Origin of the sequence: Bradyrhizobium guangdongense, assembly GCF_004114975.1 — a bacterium.
GTDB classification, from domain to species: Bacteria; Pseudomonadota; Alphaproteobacteria; order Rhizobiales; family Xanthobacteraceae; genus Bradyrhizobium; species Bradyrhizobium guangdongense.
In genome coordinates, this window is record NZ_CP030051.1 from 6,325,645 (window position 1) to 6,343,422 (window position 17,778).

21 protein-coding genes and 1 pseudogene are annotated in these 17,778 nt (G+C 59.1%); 11 read left to right on the forward strand and 11 right to left on the reverse strand.

Features of this window, described 5'->3' with window-relative positions:
- Positions 1–181: 181 nt before the first annotated feature.
- From X265_RS30170 to X265_RS30185, 4 genes are read left to right on the forward strand one after another with little or no spacing between them, the layout of a single operon-like run.
- A complete protein-coding gene (locus X265_RS30170; protein ID WP_128968136.1) occupies positions 182–382 on the forward strand; it encodes a hypothetical protein in 201 nt (66 codons plus the stop codon).
- Positions 383–386: 4 nt separating this feature from the next.
- Positions 387–1,229, forward strand: coding sequence for a hypothetical protein (locus X265_RS30175; protein WP_128968137.1), 843 nt, complete (start codon positions 387–389; stop codon positions 1,227–1,229).
- Positions 1,230–1,234: 5 nt separating this feature from the next.
- On the forward strand, positions 1,235–1,489 hold the full coding sequence (locus X265_RS30180) for a phage tail assembly protein (protein ID WP_128968138.1): 255 nt from the start codon (positions 1,235–1,237) through the stop codon (positions 1,487–1,489).
- A 6-nt stretch (positions 1,490–1,495) separates the two neighbouring features.
- Positions 1,496–4,042, forward strand: a complete 2,547-nt coding sequence (locus X265_RS30185) for a phage tail tape measure protein (RefSeq protein WP_128968139.1) — start codon at positions 1,496–1,498, stop codon at positions 4,040–4,042.
- Positions 4,043–4,098: 56 nt separating this feature from the next.
- Here X265_RS30185 and X265_RS30190 read toward each other — a convergent pair whose 3' ends face one another.
- Positions 4,099–6,936, reverse strand: coding sequence for a hypothetical protein (locus X265_RS30190; protein WP_128968140.1), 2,838 nt, complete (start codon positions 6,934–6,936; stop codon positions 4,099–4,101).
- Positions 6,929–7,930 (reverse strand): SIR2 family protein, encoded by a 1,002-nt coding sequence (locus X265_RS30195; RefSeq protein WP_164938860.1) that lies wholly within the window; start codon positions 7,928–7,930, stop codon positions 6,929–6,931. Before X265_RS30195 ends, X265_RS30190 begins: the two co-directional genes overlap by 8 nt.
- A gap of 144 nt (positions 7,931–8,074) precedes the next feature.
- On the opposite strand from X265_RS30195, the gene X265_RS41110 reads away from it, so the two are divergent.
- The 5 genes and pseudogenes from X265_RS41110 to X265_RS30215 all read left to right on the forward strand — a co-directional run bounded on the left by X265_RS41110 (position 8,075) and on the right by X265_RS30215 (position 11,185).
- Positions 8,075–8,425: a hypothetical protein gene (locus X265_RS41110; RefSeq protein WP_244659458.1), complete on the forward strand. Its 351-nt coding sequence runs from the start codon at positions 8,075–8,077 to the stop codon at positions 8,423–8,425.
- Positions 8,419–8,651: pseudogene (locus X265_RS42345) on the forward strand (hypothetical protein). The gene X265_RS41110 and the pseudogene X265_RS42345 overlap by 7 nt, the downstream one beginning before the upstream one ends.
- An 84-nt stretch (positions 8,652–8,735) precedes the next feature.
- On the forward strand, positions 8,736–9,638 hold the full coding sequence (gene ligD, locus X265_RS30210) for a non-homologous end-joining DNA ligase (protein ID WP_244659457.1): 903 nt from the start codon (positions 8,736–8,738) through the stop codon (positions 9,636–9,638).
- A 225-nt stretch (positions 9,639–9,863) separates the two neighbouring features.
- Entirely contained in the window at positions 9,864–10,133 is a 270-nt protein-coding gene (locus tag X265_RS42350) for a helix-turn-helix domain-containing protein (protein ID WP_430648588.1), read from the forward strand.
- Positions 10,049–11,185 carry a tyrosine-type recombinase/integrase gene (locus X265_RS30215; protein ID WP_430648589.1) on the forward strand — a complete coding sequence of 379 codons (1,137 nt, stop codon included), beginning with the start codon at positions 10,049–10,051 and terminating at the stop codon, positions 11,183–11,185. Before X265_RS42350 ends, X265_RS30215 begins: the two co-directional genes overlap by 85 nt.
- A 158-nt stretch (positions 11,186–11,343) precedes the next feature.
- Here the strand turns inward: X265_RS30215 and X265_RS40795 are convergent, their stop codons facing one another.
- From X265_RS40795 to X265_RS30225, 3 genes are all read right to left on the reverse strand, one after another.
- Positions 11,344–11,484, reverse strand: coding sequence for a hypothetical protein (locus X265_RS40795; protein WP_164938861.1), 141 nt, complete (start codon positions 11,482–11,484; stop codon positions 11,344–11,346).
- Between the two features lie 205 nt (positions 11,485–11,689).
- Positions 11,690–12,238, reverse strand: a complete 549-nt coding sequence (locus X265_RS30220) for a hypothetical protein (protein WP_128968143.1) — start codon at positions 12,236–12,238, stop codon at positions 11,690–11,692.
- Positions 12,239–13,033: 795 nt separating this feature from the next.
- On the reverse strand, positions 13,034–14,146 hold the full coding sequence (locus X265_RS30225; protein WP_244659456.1) for an alpha/beta hydrolase: 1,113 nt from the start codon (positions 14,144–14,146) through the stop codon (positions 13,034–13,036).
- A 608-nt stretch (positions 14,147–14,754) separates the two neighbouring features.
- Between X265_RS30225 and X265_RS30235 the strand changes: the two genes are divergently transcribed.
- A complete protein-coding gene (locus tag X265_RS30235; protein ID WP_128968145.1) occupies positions 14,755–14,940 on the forward strand; it encodes a hypothetical protein in 186 nt (61 codons plus the stop codon).
- A gap of 92 nt (positions 14,941–15,032) precedes the next feature.
- Here the strand turns inward: X265_RS30235 and X265_RS30240 are convergent, their stop codons facing one another.
- The 3 genes from X265_RS30240 to X265_RS30250 form a co-directional block, all read right to left on the reverse strand.
- Positions 15,033–15,245, reverse strand: a complete 213-nt coding sequence (locus tag X265_RS30240) for a hypothetical protein (RefSeq protein ID WP_373291730.1) — start codon at positions 15,243–15,245, stop codon at positions 15,033–15,035.
- A gap of 58 nt (positions 15,246–15,303) precedes the next feature.
- Positions 15,304–15,558 (reverse strand): transcriptional regulator, encoded by a 255-nt coding sequence (locus X265_RS30245; RefSeq protein WP_128968147.1) that lies wholly within the window; start codon positions 15,556–15,558, stop codon positions 15,304–15,306.
- A 97-nt stretch (positions 15,559–15,655) separates the two neighbouring features.
- Positions 15,656–15,892, reverse strand: a complete 237-nt coding sequence (locus X265_RS30250) for a cold-shock protein (RefSeq protein WP_128968148.1) — start codon at positions 15,890–15,892, stop codon at positions 15,656–15,658.
- A 390-nt stretch (positions 15,893–16,282) separates the two neighbouring features.
- Between X265_RS30250 and rpsU the strand changes: the two genes are divergently transcribed.
- Positions 16,283–16,558 (forward strand): 30S ribosomal protein S21, encoded by a 276-nt coding sequence (rpsU, locus tag X265_RS30255; RefSeq protein ID WP_128969471.1) that lies wholly within the window; start codon positions 16,283–16,285, stop codon positions 16,556–16,558.
- Here rpsU and X265_RS30260 read toward each other — a convergent pair.
- The 3 genes from X265_RS30260 to X265_RS30270 all read right to left on the reverse strand — a co-directional run bounded on the left by X265_RS30260 (position 16,548) and on the right by X265_RS30270 (position 17,774).
- Entirely contained in the window at positions 16,548–16,826 is a 279-nt protein-coding gene (locus X265_RS30260; protein WP_128968149.1) for a DUF1488 family protein, read from the reverse strand. The two genes, rpsU and X265_RS30260, sit on opposite strands and share 11 nt — an antisense overlap.
- 59 nt (positions 16,827–16,885) lie before the next feature.
- Entirely contained in the window at positions 16,886–17,182 is a 297-nt protein-coding gene (locus X265_RS30265; protein ID WP_128968150.1) for a hypothetical protein, read from the reverse strand.
- A gap of 214 nt (positions 17,183–17,396) precedes the next feature.
- Complete coding sequence (locus X265_RS30270; protein WP_244659455.1) at positions 17,397–17,774, reverse strand: response regulator; 378 nt, start codon at positions 17,772–17,774, stop codon at positions 17,397–17,399.
- Positions 17,775–17,778: the final 4 nt, after the last annotated feature.

A 17,778-nucleotide genomic window follows, 5' to 3' on the forward strand; every position in this document is an offset into this window, starting at 1 on the left:
CCGAGGTCTTCCTCTCTCGTCGCCAGATAGCCGCACGCGGCGGCTTCTCGGCGAACACTCTCGCAAACTACGCACGTCGCGGAATCGGTCCCGCATTCATCCAGGTCGGTTCAGGCGTGTGCCGCTATAGCGTCACGGCGTTCGACGCGTGGCTTGCGCAGCACATGACTGGGGGCTCGAAATGAGCCGCCGCGAGGAACTTATGTGCGCCGCGCAAGATGCCACCGCGACCTACGCCGCCGCAAAAGAGCGTCATACTTACGCACGCAAGATGGCCGCGCTCGGCATGGGCGCCGATGTCGCCAGCACCTGCAATCTTGAGGCGCGCGCCTATTCGGAATGGCTGCGCGCGACCGATGCTCTTCAGAATTATCGAGGCTAATCCAATGAATATGATCTCCAAGCTCTTCGCCCCCAAGACGGCTATCACTTCCGCAACGATCCGGGCCGAGATCGAACAAGCCGAATCTGAAATCACTGCACACAACGCCCAACTTGAGGGCGTGCTTGCCGGCATTGCCGTCATGAATGATAGCCAGCACGCTCAAGCTGAGACCGACGCCGCAGCGATCAAGCGTGCAATCATGCGACTTGAAGCGCGCGCCAACCATCTGACCGCCGAGCTTCCGAACGTGATCGCGGCTGAGGAAGCCGCCGCAAAGGTCGCCGCCGACGAGGCGTTGCGCCAGCGTGCAGAAGCCGCGCGGAAGGCGAACACCAAGGAAGCCGCCAAGCTGCTCGCGGAATACTTCCTCCATGCTGCGCGGGTTTCGGAAGTGATCGCGAAGCTCGAAGCACTCGACATCGAAACGACGACTGTGAACGCCGCACTGCGATCCAACCCCGTCGCCGATGCCGTCGCGGGATACGACGCAATTCACCGGCGAAGTCCCGACCGTGTGGCCGGCGAGCGACGCGCGGTGCGGAAGTGCTGGGTCTATCGTTACCCCGGCTCTCCGCGCGATACGGACAAGGCCAAGTTTCAGTACGAAGCCCCGCACGAAGTAGTTCGGCAGGCGGACATCGGCCATGACGGCAAGGCAATCCCGGTTTCAGCAGTCCAGCACGATTACTATAGTCGTGTGCTCACCATCATCCCCACCCTTGAAGATCGCGAGGTCGTTATCGAGCGCGTGTCCTTCCGTCCCGGCCAGAGCGAAGCACCGCTGTCATCGGTACGGCTGCCGCCCGCGTTTTCAGGTGAAGACCACATTTGGCCGCGAGGGTGACTCACATGCCCGCGCCCGCAGAGATCACTCTGAACGTCCCCGTCGAAATCGACGGGGAGCGCTGCGACAGGCTTGCGGTGGCTTCGTTCGAAGCCATTGCCAACTTCCGAACTAACTCACCCGAGCAAGTCATCCGCTCCTTGGCCAAGGTGTACGCGGTCCCGCGAAAAGTCATTCGCCACCTTGCACCTTCCGACGCGCAGCGCGCTGGCGATCTGGTTGCTGCGCTGCTCGACGACACCACGCGCTCATTTAGGTAAGAAATCGTGGCCCAAGCTTTTTCTGTATTCGTCAACATCGGCGGCAAGGTCAATCCGAGCCTTGGCGCCGCCGTCAACGCCACGAAGGCGCAAGTCAACGGCCTGGCTGCGACGGTCGCGAAGATCGGGCAAAGCGTCTCGGCGCCGTTCGTCGCAGCGCAAAAGCATATCGATGCGACGGCGAGAAAGTTGGAGCGGGTCCAGAGCAAAGGCCGCAACCTCACCATTGGCGTCACCACGCCGACGGGGTTCGCAGCCATTGGCATGATCCGCAGCGCTCTTGAGCGCGACAGGGCGGGCAATTTCACCGAAGCTCTTGGCGGCGTCTCGCGTTCCGAACGTCTGGAAATCGAGAAGTTTGCCGACACGATCGCCGCCAAGTACGGGAGCGCGACGAACACCCTAAAAGCCTTCAATGAGATGCTGAAGGCCGGCTTCTCAGTGCCGGGCGCCAAGGGCTCGATTGCTTCAATCCTCGAAGGCTCGATTGTCGGCGACATGCCGGCCGCTGAAGTTGCCGGCGCTGTGAGCAAGGTCGTGACGCAATACGGGCTGAGCATGAGGACCGTCGAGGATGCATCGGCTAGTAGCCGCCGCATCGCGGATAATCTGGCCTATGGCGCGAACGCAACCAGCGCTTCCATGAAAGACATGATGGAAGCTTATAAATTCGTCGGTAGCGCCGCATCGGCCGCAGGCGAGTCAATTGAGTCTACCAACGCGCTGATCATCGCCTTGAACAAGGCCGGACAACTTGGCCCGGAAGCTGGCGTTGCTCTTCGCTCGGCATATGTGCGCCTGCTCAAGCCGACGAAGGAAGGCCGGGCAGCGATGGCACGCCTTGGTCTCGACTACAGCGACTATGTATCTGGGGGCAAGCGAACCGGCGCCGGTGTCACGGCCGGACTGAGCGCTAACGGCTTCGACATGGCCGGTAGTGAGACGGATATCGACGCAGCGCTGGCCAACAACGAAGGCAACACCGAGAAGCAGCGCAAGGCAATCTATGACGCGGTTGTTGCCAAGTTCGGATCGGAAGCGGCGAAGGACCGCGAGTCCGTGCTGCAAGCGGTGGATGCTGCATTCACCATGGCGGGCAGCAAGGTGGACCTCACGAAACTCCTGATCGACCTGAAAAAGAAAGGCGCGACGCAAGGCGACCTCGCCCGCATCTTCGAAGGGCGGCAGTCGGTTCGCATGCTCTCCCTTCTGAAGGCTGACCTCGAAGGTATCCTCAAAGACATCAACACGAACGCGCCCGGTTATAGCGCGAAAACCTTTGACATCGCCAATCAAGGACTTTCGAAGGCAGTCCGCGAGCTTGATGCGGCGTGGCAAACGCTCAGCAACACTCTGGTCCGAGCGGTGCTGCCCGAGATCACGACCGTCTTTAAGAGCCTGTCCGACGGGCTCAAGGCCCTCGCGCAAACGAACCCCGTTGTGCTGCGGCTCGGCATCGGCCTTGCGGCGGTTGCCGCAGCGGCCGGTCCGCTGGCATTCGCGTTCGGTGCCATCGGCCGCGTGGGCGCGTTCGCGCTAACCGCGTTGCTCACTCCCATCGGTCTGGTCGCGCGTGGTCTCGTCTTGCTCGCCGGTGTGATCGCTGGCGTTGGGGTCGCCGCTGTAGGCCGCCTGGCGGCGATGGCGGTGGGCTTCCGAATGCTGACCGCCCTCGGGGCAGCGGCGACGCTGTCGGCTCTCGGCGGCTCTCTGCTCGCCCTGGGACGCTCTATCCTGCTCTTCCCGCTAACCGCGCTGCGCGCCATCGGCGTCGCCATGTGGGCGTTGGTCGCCAACCCGGTCGGTCTGATCATCACGGCGCTTGTCGTCGCGCTGACGGCGCTGAGCGTGTGGGTCTACAACAATTGGGACGGCATCAAGTCGTTCTTCGCCGGGTTCGGCGAGGGCTTCATGCAGGGCCTTGGCCCGGCAGGTCCGGCCGTGAAGGCGCTCGCCGATGGCCTGGGCAGCGTCTACAATTGGATGACGCAGTTGCTCGGCCCGCTCGACGCGACCAATACGAAGTGGCGTGAGTGGGGCGCGACCGTTGGCGGCGCTGCGGCGCAGGGCGTGCAGACGGTCATCTCCGCGATCCAAAGCCTCATTGGGTTCATGGGCACCGCCATCGGCAAGGCGATGCAGTTGGGCAGCGCGATCAAGGGCATCTTCACGGGCGCACCGAGCACGAAGAGCTTTCTCAACTCGGGCAACCCCTCGAACCCGATTGAGGGCGCTCGCGCGCTGGGCGGCCCCGTGAGCTACGGCAAGCCGTACCTTGTCGGCGAGCAAGGCCCCGAGCTTTTCGTGCCCGGCATGTCCGGCCGTATCGAGCCGAACGACAAGCTGCGCAGCCTGACCTCAGACGGAGCGGCGGCGGTTGCTGCTACGCCCAGCGACCACGGGAGCCCGGCCGCCGGTCCGATCGCGATCACTAACCATTGGACCATTAATGGGGCCGACGATCCCCGCGCAGTGGCCAATCAGATCGACAATCGGTTCGCCACGCTCATGCGACAGCTTGAAAGCGAGCAACGCGGCCTCTTGAGTGATTGAGTGCTGAGGATTGCATATATCTCGGAATGCTGGCCTCACCCGCCGCTGCTTGTCGGCTAATTTTGACTCTGGAGCGTGAGCTTCTTGTACAGATCTACCATTCCCGGGAGAGTCTTACGAAGTCTACTGACGCAACGGATTGCTGCATCTCTTTGCCCGCGCGCCGCAAGCTCTTCAATAAGCTTCTTCAACTTGTCGTCCATGTCGTAATTCGGCGCGCTAGCCTGAAGCATCTTCTCTAATATTTCTGCAGTGGCTGGCACACTCGTGTCGACTAAGCGGGCAAGCTCCTCCACCATCGCGTCAGTCGCGTAATCGTTATGCACATAGGGAACGGTAGCTAAAAGTCGTGCTCTAGCACTCTCGTCTAAAGTCTCAACGTACTCGGCGAGGCGACCTAGCCGTGCCAACAACTGTAGAGGCACCTTTGTCTGCGACGCACTCCACGAAAGACACCGATCCCAGAACGCGAGCACTTTGTCCTTCTGCTTAGTCGTCAACCTGTCTCCACGCACCTTCCAAAAGAAATTTGTCATAGTTTCGAGGTCGTCTGCGCCGCCCTCGATCACCTGCTGCATGATGGGCGAGTCTAGTTCCTCGTCGTCCCACAGATACGCAAGCGAAACCCATTCAACAATTCGCTCGCGCCCATGCCGATCTTCGAGCTTTACAGCCAATCCGTCGGCAATCACGTTTGCAGACGCGAGCAATTGGTAAAGCGGCCTTGTCGGCTTTCCATATGCTAAGCCACCAATCGCTACCTTGAAATTGTTAGGATAAGCGGCGGCGGGAAATAGCGCACGAACATTGTTGGCGAGCCAGCCGCGACTCATAAAGTCCAAGTTAGCGATATACGAAGCTGACAGCGTGGAAAAATCATAATTCGCGTTGCGGCACTTTCCGATCTCCGCGTCAAACGCGTCCTGGAGCGAGGCCCATGCCTTTTCTGTAGATTTCGACGCCAGACTCTCAAGCCTACAGACGCGGAGCGCGTGATTGTACATGGCGCCAATCGCGCGTCCTTTTTCAGTGTTAAGAGCATGCGTCATCGGGTCATTTAGGCTTAGCTCGCTTTCAGGCGCTTGGTCGAGCAACGTTCTTATGATTGCCCATCCTTGAGGAAGCAGATTAGGAGGATATGCCGTCTTGTCATCGCGTGTCCCGGCTTCCAAGAAACTGGCAATAAGCGATCGCATCCAAGCGCTCGTCGGCACCAAATCCAGTTTTTGGTGTTCGTCCGACGGTTTCCAAAGATCCGGCGCCGCCACGCACTTAGCAAAGAACGCGATCAACTTGGGCCACGCATCGTTCCAATCAAAATTTGGCTTCGGTTCATTTGACGGATCAAAAACTCGCTTGAAGCCCTGGATAATTGCATGCTGATAGGCGACCTTCGCTTCGTGAAAGGTCTCCAAGAGCGGCAGGAAGACGTTGGGCTTAGCCGCGACTGCCCCTTCGAGCGCTGCTACGAGGCCTCCCGTAGTCGGCCCTTTCCATGAGCCTGTCTCGATGAATCCGTTGAGCCGATCGACAAGCGACCCGTCTTCGGCAAAAGCGAGTAATAGATCCTCATCGAATGGAGCTGGCCCGGGTCCCCACCAAGACTCGCGATAGGCTAGGAAATCGGGATGCTCGCTTGACGGACCGAGCTCTGGGTCGCTTGAGAGTTGGGAGAACCAATCGGCCACTTCGCCATGGTTCTTGATCGATGAAAGCCACTCTCTCTGCGTGAACTTGAGTCGTCGATTAGGTTCCTCGCCGGTTGACGGCGGCGGCAACTTACGAATCGATTCAAGCACTGCGTTCTTGCCTGCTGGAGTAAGCTCTCCAAACCGAAGATTGAGCAGACGATACAGTTCATGCCGCTGTCCAGACGAAAACAGATCGGGTGTGACGACGGCTTCAAACGCATCGCGCAGCAAGTCGAAGTTCTCCGTTACGGCGTGCAAACCAATACGCCGAATTATTTCCGATTGATCCTTCAAAGCGTGAGCTACAAATATGGTAGCTGCCTGCGGCTCAGACTCCAGCCAACCGTCTAGGGAGTCTCGCATACCCTCCACGAATCGATTTTCGGCTCCGTGCCAATCGAGATTTTGTTCACTCGATTCAATTGCAGGACGCCAAAGCGAGCTACCATAGCCTCTTCGCTTGTCGGAAAAGATCGCTCTTAGGCCTTTCTCAAAGATCGACACTGCATCGCGCCCCGCCTTTTGACCGAGCTCTCGCGCGTGGTTGTTCAGCATCTCCTTGAGCCAGTAATCATCAACTAGAGTGACCAACTCTTTTGATCGACCACGACGATCTTCGGAAGACCATTCGAAAGCCATGCACTCTTCGATAATCAGACAAGCCTTCTTGATGTCCTCCGTCGCGCCGCTAGCAAAAAGATTCTTAAGCAAACCTTTGCCCAGCGAATATCCAATCATTTTGCTGTCGTACTTAGAAGTGATCCACGTCCGGATGAGCTTGAGGTCATCTAGCTTGATGCAACGGACCGGGAGTTCGCCCAAGATATCCGCGAACCGAAAGTATGTTTGGTAGTTATCCGTCGGCTGGCCACTTTCTGAATCGCGAAAATTGGTTACATCTCTAATCACACTGAGAATTTTTTCACTCAGTGCGTCATCGTTCGTGTCGCTCGCGCGTTTGGCAACGGCCTGCAGATAAGTGACCGCATGCCATATGGGAATGTGCACGAAGCCCGGGTTCGTGGAGGGCTCTGGACCTCTGTTCTTTACAGGGTCAAAAAAGCCGCGTGCTCGCACAGCATCAAAATATTTCTCAGGCTCTCCACGCTTAACGAGAAGGTCGAAGCCGTGCTGGGCAAATTCTTCGCCCTGGCTCATCATGTCGAAGAAGGACTCTAGTTTGGCTGAAAGACCGTTAGTCAAGGAGGTCCTCCATATCTGTTTGCTTTTGGAGAGCGAGCGCTGACTTCGCAGGCATTATACTGCCGAAGTGGTCAAGCACCTCGATGAGCTGAGCCCAATCGCGCTGATCACGACGAAATGGAAGCAGTTCGATATCGCACTGAGCGTAGTACTGCGCCATGCTTCGCATAAGGTCATATTGGTGCGCGAAGAAACCCTGCAACATGAAGTGTCTCGCTTGAGGCGGCCCCGAACCGGATTGTTGTCTAGCTTTTTGGACGACGTATTCGAGGATTTCGAGATCCTCCAGTCCATATCCAACGAATAGAACGGTCCGTCGCTGAAAGAGGAACTCCAAGAACGTCAGTGTGCGATTTTCTCGCGTCGGATCGTCCGACCGTCGATCGTTTGCATATCGCTGGATGTAATCTCGCGTGGTCATGATCATTCCAGGCGAGTCGTAAACGGAGCCATGGAGATGAAATACGCAGTTATCTTGGGCCAGATTGGCAGGAGTAAAATCATTGACGTCAATGATCCGACGCCTGGCTCTCGGTGTGGCGGTAGTGGAATCGGCAACGGGAGGCGCGTCCTGAACAGATACTTCGGTATCTACGATTTCAGTATCAAGCCAAGAGTCATAGTTTGTCGTGACAAAAGTCTTCCCGAGTTTGCCAAGGCTCCGATAGACTCGGCGGCCAACCACGTTACTCGAATAGTCGTCCGACTGAATTAACTTCGCATAGTCAATCGTCAGTCCGTGTTCGGCTTCAATTGCGCGGGCAATCGAAAGCTTCATGCGCGGCGTCAGGTGGCGAATTTGCTCATGTTGGCCATGGTTGAACTTTTCTGCCTTGATGCAGGCGCCTAACGCATCGTCCGCGAGCTTGCCCCATGATGGACAACCGCCGAGGATCGAGACGCCGGCCCCTACGAAAGGGACAAGCGTTCCGCGCTGCGCAGCATCTCTCAATCCCGGCGGGATAGTTGGAACCAGTGGGATTTCATCGCTCATTTTGCGTTCGGTGATTGAATCAGCGTTGCCCATTATAGGACGTCTATAGTTTAGCCTGCTAGGCGCTCCCCAATTGATCAGTGTCCACACTTTTCTCACGAGCCTTTTTTTGAAGTTCAAATTTGCTCGTCGCGGACGGTAACGGTGACCGCATTGCGGTTCATGGGCCGGGGCGAATCAGATTTTGCGCTCGGTCAGCTGCCTATCACCTTGACTCTTTGTTCTTGTTTCGTTCTATTGGGTAAAATCCCAGGTTTGGTCATGCCCACACTCGAATACGTCCGCTCCGAGATCGATCGTATGCGCGCGCAGGTTGGCCGGCAGCGTAAGGAAATCCTCCAACTTCAGCGGGCCGGGATAGGAACGGCATCGGCTGAAGCACTTCTGGCTCGCATGCAGGCGAAGGTGGACCATCTCGTCGCTCAGCGCGACGAGATGAAGAAGGCTGCCCCGCCTGAGACCAGAAAACGAGTACTAGGAGGACGGAAATGGTAGCTGAGCGGCCCAAGTATTTTTCAGACATGCAGGACCCACCAGACTTCCTGAAGTCACTCGACCAAACTCGCCGGCTATCCACTCGGGAAGGTTGGTGCCGGGCGCATGTTGAGGCCATCCAAGTCGCAATTGACCAGTATGCGGAGGCCGCCATGGGCAAACGGGGTTTTTTCTGAACAAGCCCTACGGCATCGGTCAGACCCGCAGGAGCGGCGACATTCCCTAAGCATTGTCTTGCGTGGGTAAGTTGAGTTAACTGCTCGCCGTCCGGCCCCAACCCGGCGGCGGGTGTTTTTGTGAGTAGCGTAGCGTGGCGAGGCGTACCAAACCGGCGATGCCGGGGTTCATTGAACCCCAGCTCGCGACCCTCAAGAGCAAAGCTCCCTCGGGCGAGCAATGGCTCCATGAGATCAAATACGACGGCTACCGCACGCAATTCCACATCGACGGTGACGACCGCAGCGCCTTCACCCGCAACGGGCTGAACTGGATCAACCGGTTCTCCGTTATTGCCGGCGCCCTCGACGTTCCAGGCCAAGCCATAATCGACGGCGAGGTGGTCGTGGTCCACGAAGGCCGGACCAACTTCTCCGAACTACAGGCCGAGCTAGCAAGAGGCCGTCAGGATCGCTTGTTGTTCTACGCCTTCGATCTCTTGTGGCTCGACGGCAAAGACTTGCGCAGAGCGCCGCAGATTGAGCGTAAGGAGGTCTTGAAGGAGCTGTTCGAGGAGCAAGGCATCGAAGCTCCGGCGCTCTACAGCGAGCACCTTACCGGTGACGGCAATGAGCTCTTCGAGGCGGCAAGCAAGCTCAACTACGAAGGCATCATTTCCAAGAAGGCCGACGCGCCGTATCGATCGGAGCGGACTGAAGCTTGGCTTAAGGTCAAGACGGTCCAGCGCGAGAAATTTCCCGTAGTTGGCTTCGTCAAGGACCCCTCCGGTGTCGCCGCTCTCTACCTCGGCAAGAGGGATGGCAAAGAGCTGCGCTATATGGGGAAAGTCGGGACGGGCTGGAGTCGGACGAAGTCGGCTGAAATCCGCAAGGCGCTAGATACCGTTGTGAGCCCTAAGCAAAAGCTCACAAAGCCCATCAGGAAGCCCAAGGCAACGTGGGTCGAGCCGAAGTTCTACGCTGAGGTCGAGTACCGGGACATCACTTCTGAAGGGTTGTTGCGGGCCAGCTCGTTCAAAGGCCTCACGCGCAAATAAGAACGAATCGGGCGTCGCCTGCTTTGAACAGTTAGGTCGGAGGCTCAATAGCGCTGCTTCAGAATGCCTCCCCTAGAGAGACCAAAACGCCTTGAGTTCTAGGTATGCCGGGCTAGGGTATTCCCCATGAACCAAGCCACTGCAATCGCTTTTAGAGCTGACCGGTCTTCCAAGGCCGCCAACGATAACGTGCAGCTTGGCACCATCTCGACCTCCGCCGAGGTCATGGTGCGCCTGCGGGTGTCGCGTAAGACGCTTTACGGTTTGGTGGCGACACATCTTCCCGACGCGGCTCGCGTCGGTCGCGATTATCGCTTCGAGGAAGCGGACATCATGACTATCTGGCGTGGAATGAAATCATCATGCGACTCTATCTCTGGCAACGAACCCCCGGCAAATCGAACTGGATCATCCGGGGGACGGACGACAAAGGGCAAGAGGTCCACGAGTCTACAAAAACGACTGACAAGAAAACGGCCGAAGCTCTCCGCATAAAACGCGAAGGCAGGCTGCTCACGGAGATCGTCCACGGCAAGCAGGCCGTGGTGACATTCCATGAGGCCGTCGAGTCGTATCTCGATAACGGCGGCTCGCCTCGCTTCTTAGGGACGTTCGACGAAGACACACGCCAGTGGTCTGGCCTCATGAAAGAATTGGACGGCGTCCTTCTGAAGGACATCACCCAGGACCGGATGAACAAGATCGCGGCGACGCTCTATCCCAACTGCCAATATGACACGATCAACCGGCAGCTATGGACACCGTTCATTGCGATCTGGCGCAACGCCTGCCGCGCCGAGTGGGCTACACCGAAGTTATGGGTGCGCGCGAAGAAGCCGAAGGGGACGAACGTCGTCTCGATCAAGGCGAAGCGCGTTGGCTCCTATCCGGTCGATTACACCACGGGCTGGCGCTTCGTGCAGGGGCTCGGCGTCGCCAATCAGATCATCATGACGATCCTATTTTACACCGGACTGCGCCCCATCGAACTATTCGTTATGGAGACCTCCCAGGTCAACGTCCCCGGCCGTTGGATCACGATCCCGAAGTCCAAGATCGGCGAGCCGCGCGGCGTCCCGATCCATGAGGCCATCGTTCCCTTGCTGACCGACATGGTCGAGAACCGGCCCGGAAAGTTGGTCCGCACATGGGAAGGCGCTCCCTTCACCGTCTATGACGACAACGGCGGCCAGATGAAGAAGGCTATCGCCGCCGCCCGGCTACGGACCCATGTCTTCGACGTGGCCCCGTACACCGCCCGGCACTCGGTCTCGACGCAGCTAGTCGTCAACGGGGTGCATCCGCACATCAAGGATCAGATCATGGGGCACGCAGCCGACGACATGAGCCGCCTTTATACCAGCGTGCCGCAACCGAAGTTGATCGAGGCCATCAACACGCTGCCAACTTTCCCCGATTGGCTCGACGCCGATTGGATGAAGTCGCCGGTCGCACTGACCCGCCGGCGGGCGAAGACGCTGAAGAAGGCGGAGCGCGACGCTGGCAACGCGGCGCTCTCCGAGTGGCAGGCGCGCCGGGTGGCGTAAGGCAAGCGGAGCCGTTTACAACGCTCCAATGGTGATCACACCGCCAGAAGGTCAATGTCATGATCGCCGCCGGCATCAAGTAGAAGATAGAAAGTTCATAGCAGCAAAAAGGGCGGCACATCGGCCGCCCTTTAGCGTTGTTGGTGATGATGTCGGCGCTAGCGCTGGCCTTTCTTCTCGTCCTGCGAGAGGACAGACGCAGCCAACTTCTTGGAGTCGGCGAGGGACGGCTTCTTATCGCCACTGAGGACTTTTGAAGCCAAGGTCGAGATTTTGCTCGAAGACTGCTTCTTCGGCATTGTGTAGTGCTCCTATAGACAGATTGGGTTGAGTCGCCTACATATCCCGACAGCACCGGGCGAAAACGCCCGGCACTGGCGGGCCGGCTATATTCTGACGGCTTGCCACATGGGATACTCCTAAGCACTCCCTCGTGAGGGTCTAGGGGTTGAACGGAGCCGGCGGGTTCACTTTTCCAGGGCGACACCCAGCCAGCGGTGACTCTTAAGCCTCGGCCGCCGGTTCGGCGGTCGAGGTATTCTCCTCCTCTTCCTCTTCCTCTTCCTCTTCCACTTCCTCTTCCATGACGGCGCTGGCCCCGCTGGCGACAGCGTTCGCCTTCGTCGGCTTGGCGTTCGGGTACCAGCTCGGGAGACCGAAGCGGCCGTTGGGTAGCTTGTGGAAGGTGACGGTGTTCTTCGACAGCGAGTTGCGGAGCGATGCGATCGCCACCTCGTCGTTCTTGGTGTTGAACTGGTAGCCGCCGCCAGTGAGAGTCTCGAAAATCTCTTTGACCGTCGCTGCACCGAGGTTCTGCTGCTTGCGGGCCTCCAGGATGGTGCGCACCGCCGTCGCGAGCGCCTGGCCGTAGAACTGATCGGGCCGGAACTGCGTCGGCAGCGTAGTCTCCGCGGCGTCGAGCACGAACATCGCCCCCCTGCCGGCGACGGCACAGAGGGTGTTGACGGTCTTCTTCTTGTCGCGGATTTCCGACTCTAGCCTGCCGATCTCGGCGACAATCTCATCGATGGCTTGGTCTAATGTCTTGGTCATGGCGAATCTGGCGCTCCAGAAGGTGCAAGGGATATACGGGTCGAGGGCGAGTTCCGCAAGGACAGCGATGTACAGCGAGTAAACAGTGGGTTTACTCTCGTTGCATGACCTATAATAACGCTATGAATTACCTATATTTTTTATGCAGAGGAACAAATATCACGTTCTCGTGATGATATCCGGGGATATACGGTGGCCCTGACTTATCCCCGTTAGTAACAGGGCTCCGGCGAGCAGGATTCGGAGACTCATCTCCTATATTCCGGCGTATGCGATGGAGTTCTGCAACTAAAATCCGCCCGGCCTGCGGGTGGTTCGGGAGGCAGGCACCCGCGCGGGTCTCGATGGATGATCTTCGAACTGCAAGGCGGCTGCCGTGCAAAATCCGTGCGTGTAAATGCACATTCGATGTAAGTTATTGACCCTGAAGCAAAAGTAAAATCAGCCCGCAGCCTTCACACGGGAGAGGTCCAAGGTTCGATCCCTTGTGCGCCCACCATTCTTCGCCAAGAGGCTTGGCGTGGCGCAGCCACGCCCAATGATGGCGAAGCGTTTCCGGCATAGCTCGAAGAGTGTCGACGGACTCGGCCGTCTTGCTCCCGCGCGATCAAAATGTCGAAAACAACCCCATGCACAGTAGCCGACCTCCATCGGGTCAATGCTTGCGATTTTTCCGAAATTGACTTGCTCCGTCGGGCAAAACAGGGGCATGATGGCATTGTCCGAGGAAAGAAAATTGCTCCTCGGGCGCTCAAACGCGCTTCCACGGGCGAGCCCTGGTCTCTCCCACCAGGATCAATCCTTCCGCCCCTCGTCCAAGAAAGCCTGGACGGCCTCGAACAGCTTGAGGCGATTCTTTTCCATGATGATGGTGTGTGTTCCCTCGGCGAGCTGGACGTAGCGTTTGCCGGGCGAGTTCGTCAGGAGCGGGAAGAGCGCTTGCGCCATATAGGGCGGAGTGTCCTTGTCCCATTCGGCATGGACCAACAGCGTCGGCACGGTGATCTTCGCGGGATCGTAGTAGGGTTTGCCGGCGCCAGAATATTGCTGGCCGTCCTGAACGACGCCGTTCGGCGCACGCAGGACCGGCGGCGTCATCGCGGCGCCGACCGGATCGGTCGCGAACGTCGCATCCGCCCATGCATCGAACCAACCTACCGGAATGAGGTCTCCCTTCTTGTCTTCGGGAACGCCCGTGTACCACCTCTCCCTGGCCTGCTCTCTCGTCACGGTACGGTAGGCGCCGAGCCTGCCTGGCCCCGCCTGCACCAGCGATGCGGTTTGCCGTATCCAGGAAGGCGCGTACAGCACCAGACGTTCCACCTTGGAGGCGTTTTGCGTCGTGTACGTGGCCATTAGCGTGGTGCCCCACGACCAGCCCAGCAGGTTGACGCGCGGAATGTTGCGACGCTGGAGCACGAAATCCACCACCGATCCGATGTCCTTGACCGCGGTCTCGCCCGTCACAATAGGCGCATTGGCGTCAGGCTTGTCCGCCATCTCCGCGGGACGCGTCGACCTGCCGTAGCCGCGGAGATCCAGCAGCCAGACGTCATAGCCGCGCGATGCGATGTACTCCATCCAGGACAGACCATCGAGCTTGAGATCGAAGGCCGTCTCGGAGGGATAGGTCGCCCCGTGGACATAGATGATCGTCTGCTCGGGCCTGAAGCTCGTCATGTCGGCGGGCCGCTTGTTACGGACGTAGATCTCGATGCCGGGATCGCTCGACTTGACCATCGCCTCTTCGGTCACAAGCGCCTTCGATTGAGCGAGAGCGGAACTGCCGAAGATCACGGCAGCCAGAACACCAAACAGCGCCGAGGCCTGCATGTCGTAACCCTCCCTGGCGCCGGCACCCTCCGGCGCGGTCGGGCGGAAGCTTAGCCGGGAGCAGGCGCGGTTCAAGCGCCTTGTCGCCCTTCGGCCTGAAATCGAAGCGAAGGACCATGAATCGCCCCTCCCCAAGAAGAAGCGCTTAAACCGTCGCTCCCGTTACGCCGCTGCTCTCTCGCCTTTATTGAGGAACGCATCGGGGGATCGGCGGTTGACCTTACGGCCGGTGGCAAGCGCCAGGTCAGGCCAAATCCTGCAACGCTGGGCTCGATGAAAACACCGAAACACAGCGGTCGTCCTGCTCACACTGTCGGCTTTCGCCCCTCGCAATCGCTGTCGAGAGCCATCACGGCTTGGATGGCTCGTCAGAACGACGTCTCGACCCTGACTGAAGCGATCTGTCGCCTGGTGGAGCTGGGACTCGCAGCGGACACCAACCAGGATCGGCAGAAGCGGCGCGCGAGGAAAATAGCTGGCGATACGCTCGACCGGATCGGCGATGTAACGACAACGGCAGATAAGCGCGCGCTCCGCAAGCGGGATTTGCTCGACGGCCCCGAAGAGTTCGGCCGCGTACGAATTGACCGGCCGAGACGCAACAAATCGGTCAGGGACTGAGCTGATCAATCAGGAAGTCCCGACCGAGGAATTTCGATCATGAGAGACACAGAGGACAAGAGATGAGACAGCAGTTTCGATCGCCTGCCGCAAAGGCGGCAAACAATTATTTCAAGCAGCCCCCGGAAAAAGTCGCGACCGATTACGAGAAGGCGCAACAGGCTTTCCACGCGAACAGGGAACGGCTGAAAGCTGAGCGCCTGGCGCGGGAGGTGGAGCAGCGGAGCCCGCGCGACAGGAGGGCTTAGCCGTCGAGATCATATTTGGCATCCGGGAGCGCGAAAGAGCTCACCGGATCGCGAACCTCGCAGAACCGCCGGTCTAGGCGAGGCCGAATTGATCAAAGCATCGAAAGCACGACGACGCCGTCCTCGAGCTCTCCCGAAGCAAGGCGCGTGCGCGCCATCTGCTCGAACTCCGTTCGATGCTTCTGAAGATAACTGAACGCCTGCTTCTGGGTGTCGAAGGTGGTCGCAAGCCGGCACATCTGCCTGACCGCGCCGAACGCGACGAAGAAAGTGATAGTTTCGTGGTCCGATTTGACTCTGCGCACGGCCTGCACTCTCCGGAATGGGATCGGCCTTCAATGACTGCGACGATTCTGAGGACGGCTATCGCGCCGTTTTGCTCTTACGCTTCTTAGTCGTGGGTGAAGGCAGCGTGGCTTGAAGAGCGGCGTCGGCCGCCTGCTTCTCGCGTTCCTTGGCCTCGCAGATGGCTCGAAGCCGCGCCATGTTTTGGCGCACTTCGATGGCCTGCTTTTCGACGTCTGCCAATGCGCGCAGGCCCTCTTCAGCGGCGAGGCGCTTACGATCGGAACGCGCGAGGCCCTCGGGTGACAGCTCGGCCGCTTTCCTGGCGCTCATGCTTCACTCCGTTTTGGACGCGACGAAACCCGCTCAATCCTGGGATCGAGCGGGCCAAGTGGCCGTTTCAGTACATCCGTGAAACGGCGCCACGATATCAAGCCAGCGAGAGATTCTCAGCGCTGACCTTGCCTCGCATCTTGTCGGTCTTGGTCTCGAAATTGATCTTCTGGCCTTCTGCAAGACCCGCAAGACCGGCGCGCTCGACGGCGCTGATGTGAACGAACACATCATTGCTGCCGTCGTTCGGCTGAATGAATCCAAAGCCCTTTTGGCCGTTGAACCACTTCACGGTACCTGTCGTCGTTCTCTTCTCCAAAGCGCACGAGCGCATCCATGCCGCGCGACAATCACGCGGACATTTTCAACTTCGTCGATGTCTTTGGAAAAGGAGCCCGCGGGCGCATTCAACAAGGCACAGCGGCTGATCGAACAAATTCAATATACACCTCTCGCGTTCTTTTACAAGGGCGGAAGCCGATTTAGTTTTCGGCCACTCGTTGCTGCGGAGTCTGCCGAGATGCGGCAGGCCTTAGCGATTGACTTGTCGGCGCGAGAGTGTTCACGTGACGGCCGAGGCTGCATCGCGCGTGAAAGAGCGTCGACCGATGCGAATCTCGCGACAAATGTCGCGTCTACCATCCTGAAAAATCGCAATGAAGCTCCTGCGCAATTGGCTGCTTGCAGGACGCGTGGCATTTGCAGCCTCAAGCGAGGGACATCAATGCAGGTCGTCGTCAGAGACAACAACGTTGAACAGGCGCTTCGCGTTCTCAAGAAGAAGATGCAGCGCGAAGGCGTCTTCCGGGAGATGAAGCAGCGGCGCTCCTACGAGAAGCCGTCGGAAAGAAAGACGCGCGAGAAATCCGAAGCCATTCGCCGCGCGCGCAAGCTCGCGCGTAAGCAGGCGATCCGGGAAGGGCTGTTGCCCGCACCACCGAAAAAGAAGCCGTTCGAGCGCAAGCCCCCCTTGCCGGAGATCAAGGCTCCTACGGCCTGAAATCGATTCCGCGCAGCACGATCCCGGGCGGAGTGCCTTCGAACTCGGTCGCGCTGTATTTACTCGCCGCCCGTGCTTCGATGCGGTCCCGCAGGCGGGTGAACTGTGCTTCCCGCTGCTCGGGCCTGACTCGCGGGCCAGGCTCGAGATCATCCATCGCGGAGGTCGAGATCGCGCAGAGAACCTCCCTGGCACCGTCCTGCATCGAAAACCGGACGATCATCCGATCATATTCGTGGCTGATAAAGCGGCCGCGGGTCAGTGTCATGGCTTACTCCGTTACGTCGCCGGGCACGCGCCGAGAACGCGGGATGACGGACGCCCGCCTTAAGCTTCCTCCGACAGCCGAGCGAAATCGTCGAACAGCGCAGCAACCAGCGCACGATGGCGGGTGTCCTCGACGGGCAGGCTCGCAGCATAGAGATTGAGCAGATAGCGGGCCTTGGTCGCGGCCTCGGCCCAGGACGCGGCCGGCACCGCCATCATGCGATTCTCAAGGTCGGCCTCGCGCTCCCGCAGCTCCCTGACGTTCGCTTCGACTTCGGCCAGCGCGCGGCGCAGCTCGGTCGCCTTTTGCGCAGCCATGCCGCGGTGCTTATCGAGATCGACGGTGTGCTCAGTCATTCGCTATGCCCGCGGATGCGGAATGGATGCCTGAACGTCACGGCTTCTTGCCGCCAGCGGATGGTCATGCACGCCTGCCTTTCGCAAGTGAAGCCCGACCGGTGCCGCGGCTGGCACGACCATGCGCCCTTCCCGCAGCGATAGCCAGCACTATCCTGCCACGCGTTCAAGGGAATCCGCCGGCGACCAAACCATCGTCTCGGAGACGCGGAGCCTATTCGTGCGGAGGCGGAATCTGATTCAGCAGCTGCGAGATCGCAGTCACGATCTGCGCCGGCGCGAAGGGCTTTTGCAGCAGCACGCTCTTGGGCACGCCATGCGACGGCCACTCCTCCGCGGCAGCGCCGGTCATGTACACGACCGGGATATCCGGGCCGAGCTCCCTGGCCCGTTTGGCAACGTCCCACCCAGTAAGCTTGCCTTGTAAATTGATGTCCGTCACGAGCGCCCGGTATTCAGAATGCTTGTCTTCCAACAGCGGAATAGCTTGCTCGCCCGAGGTCACCACCTCCGATTGGAAGCCACCCTCGGCCAAGGCGGTGCGGACCATTTCGGTGATGAAGAAATCGTCCTCGACGATCAGGATCGGCAACAAT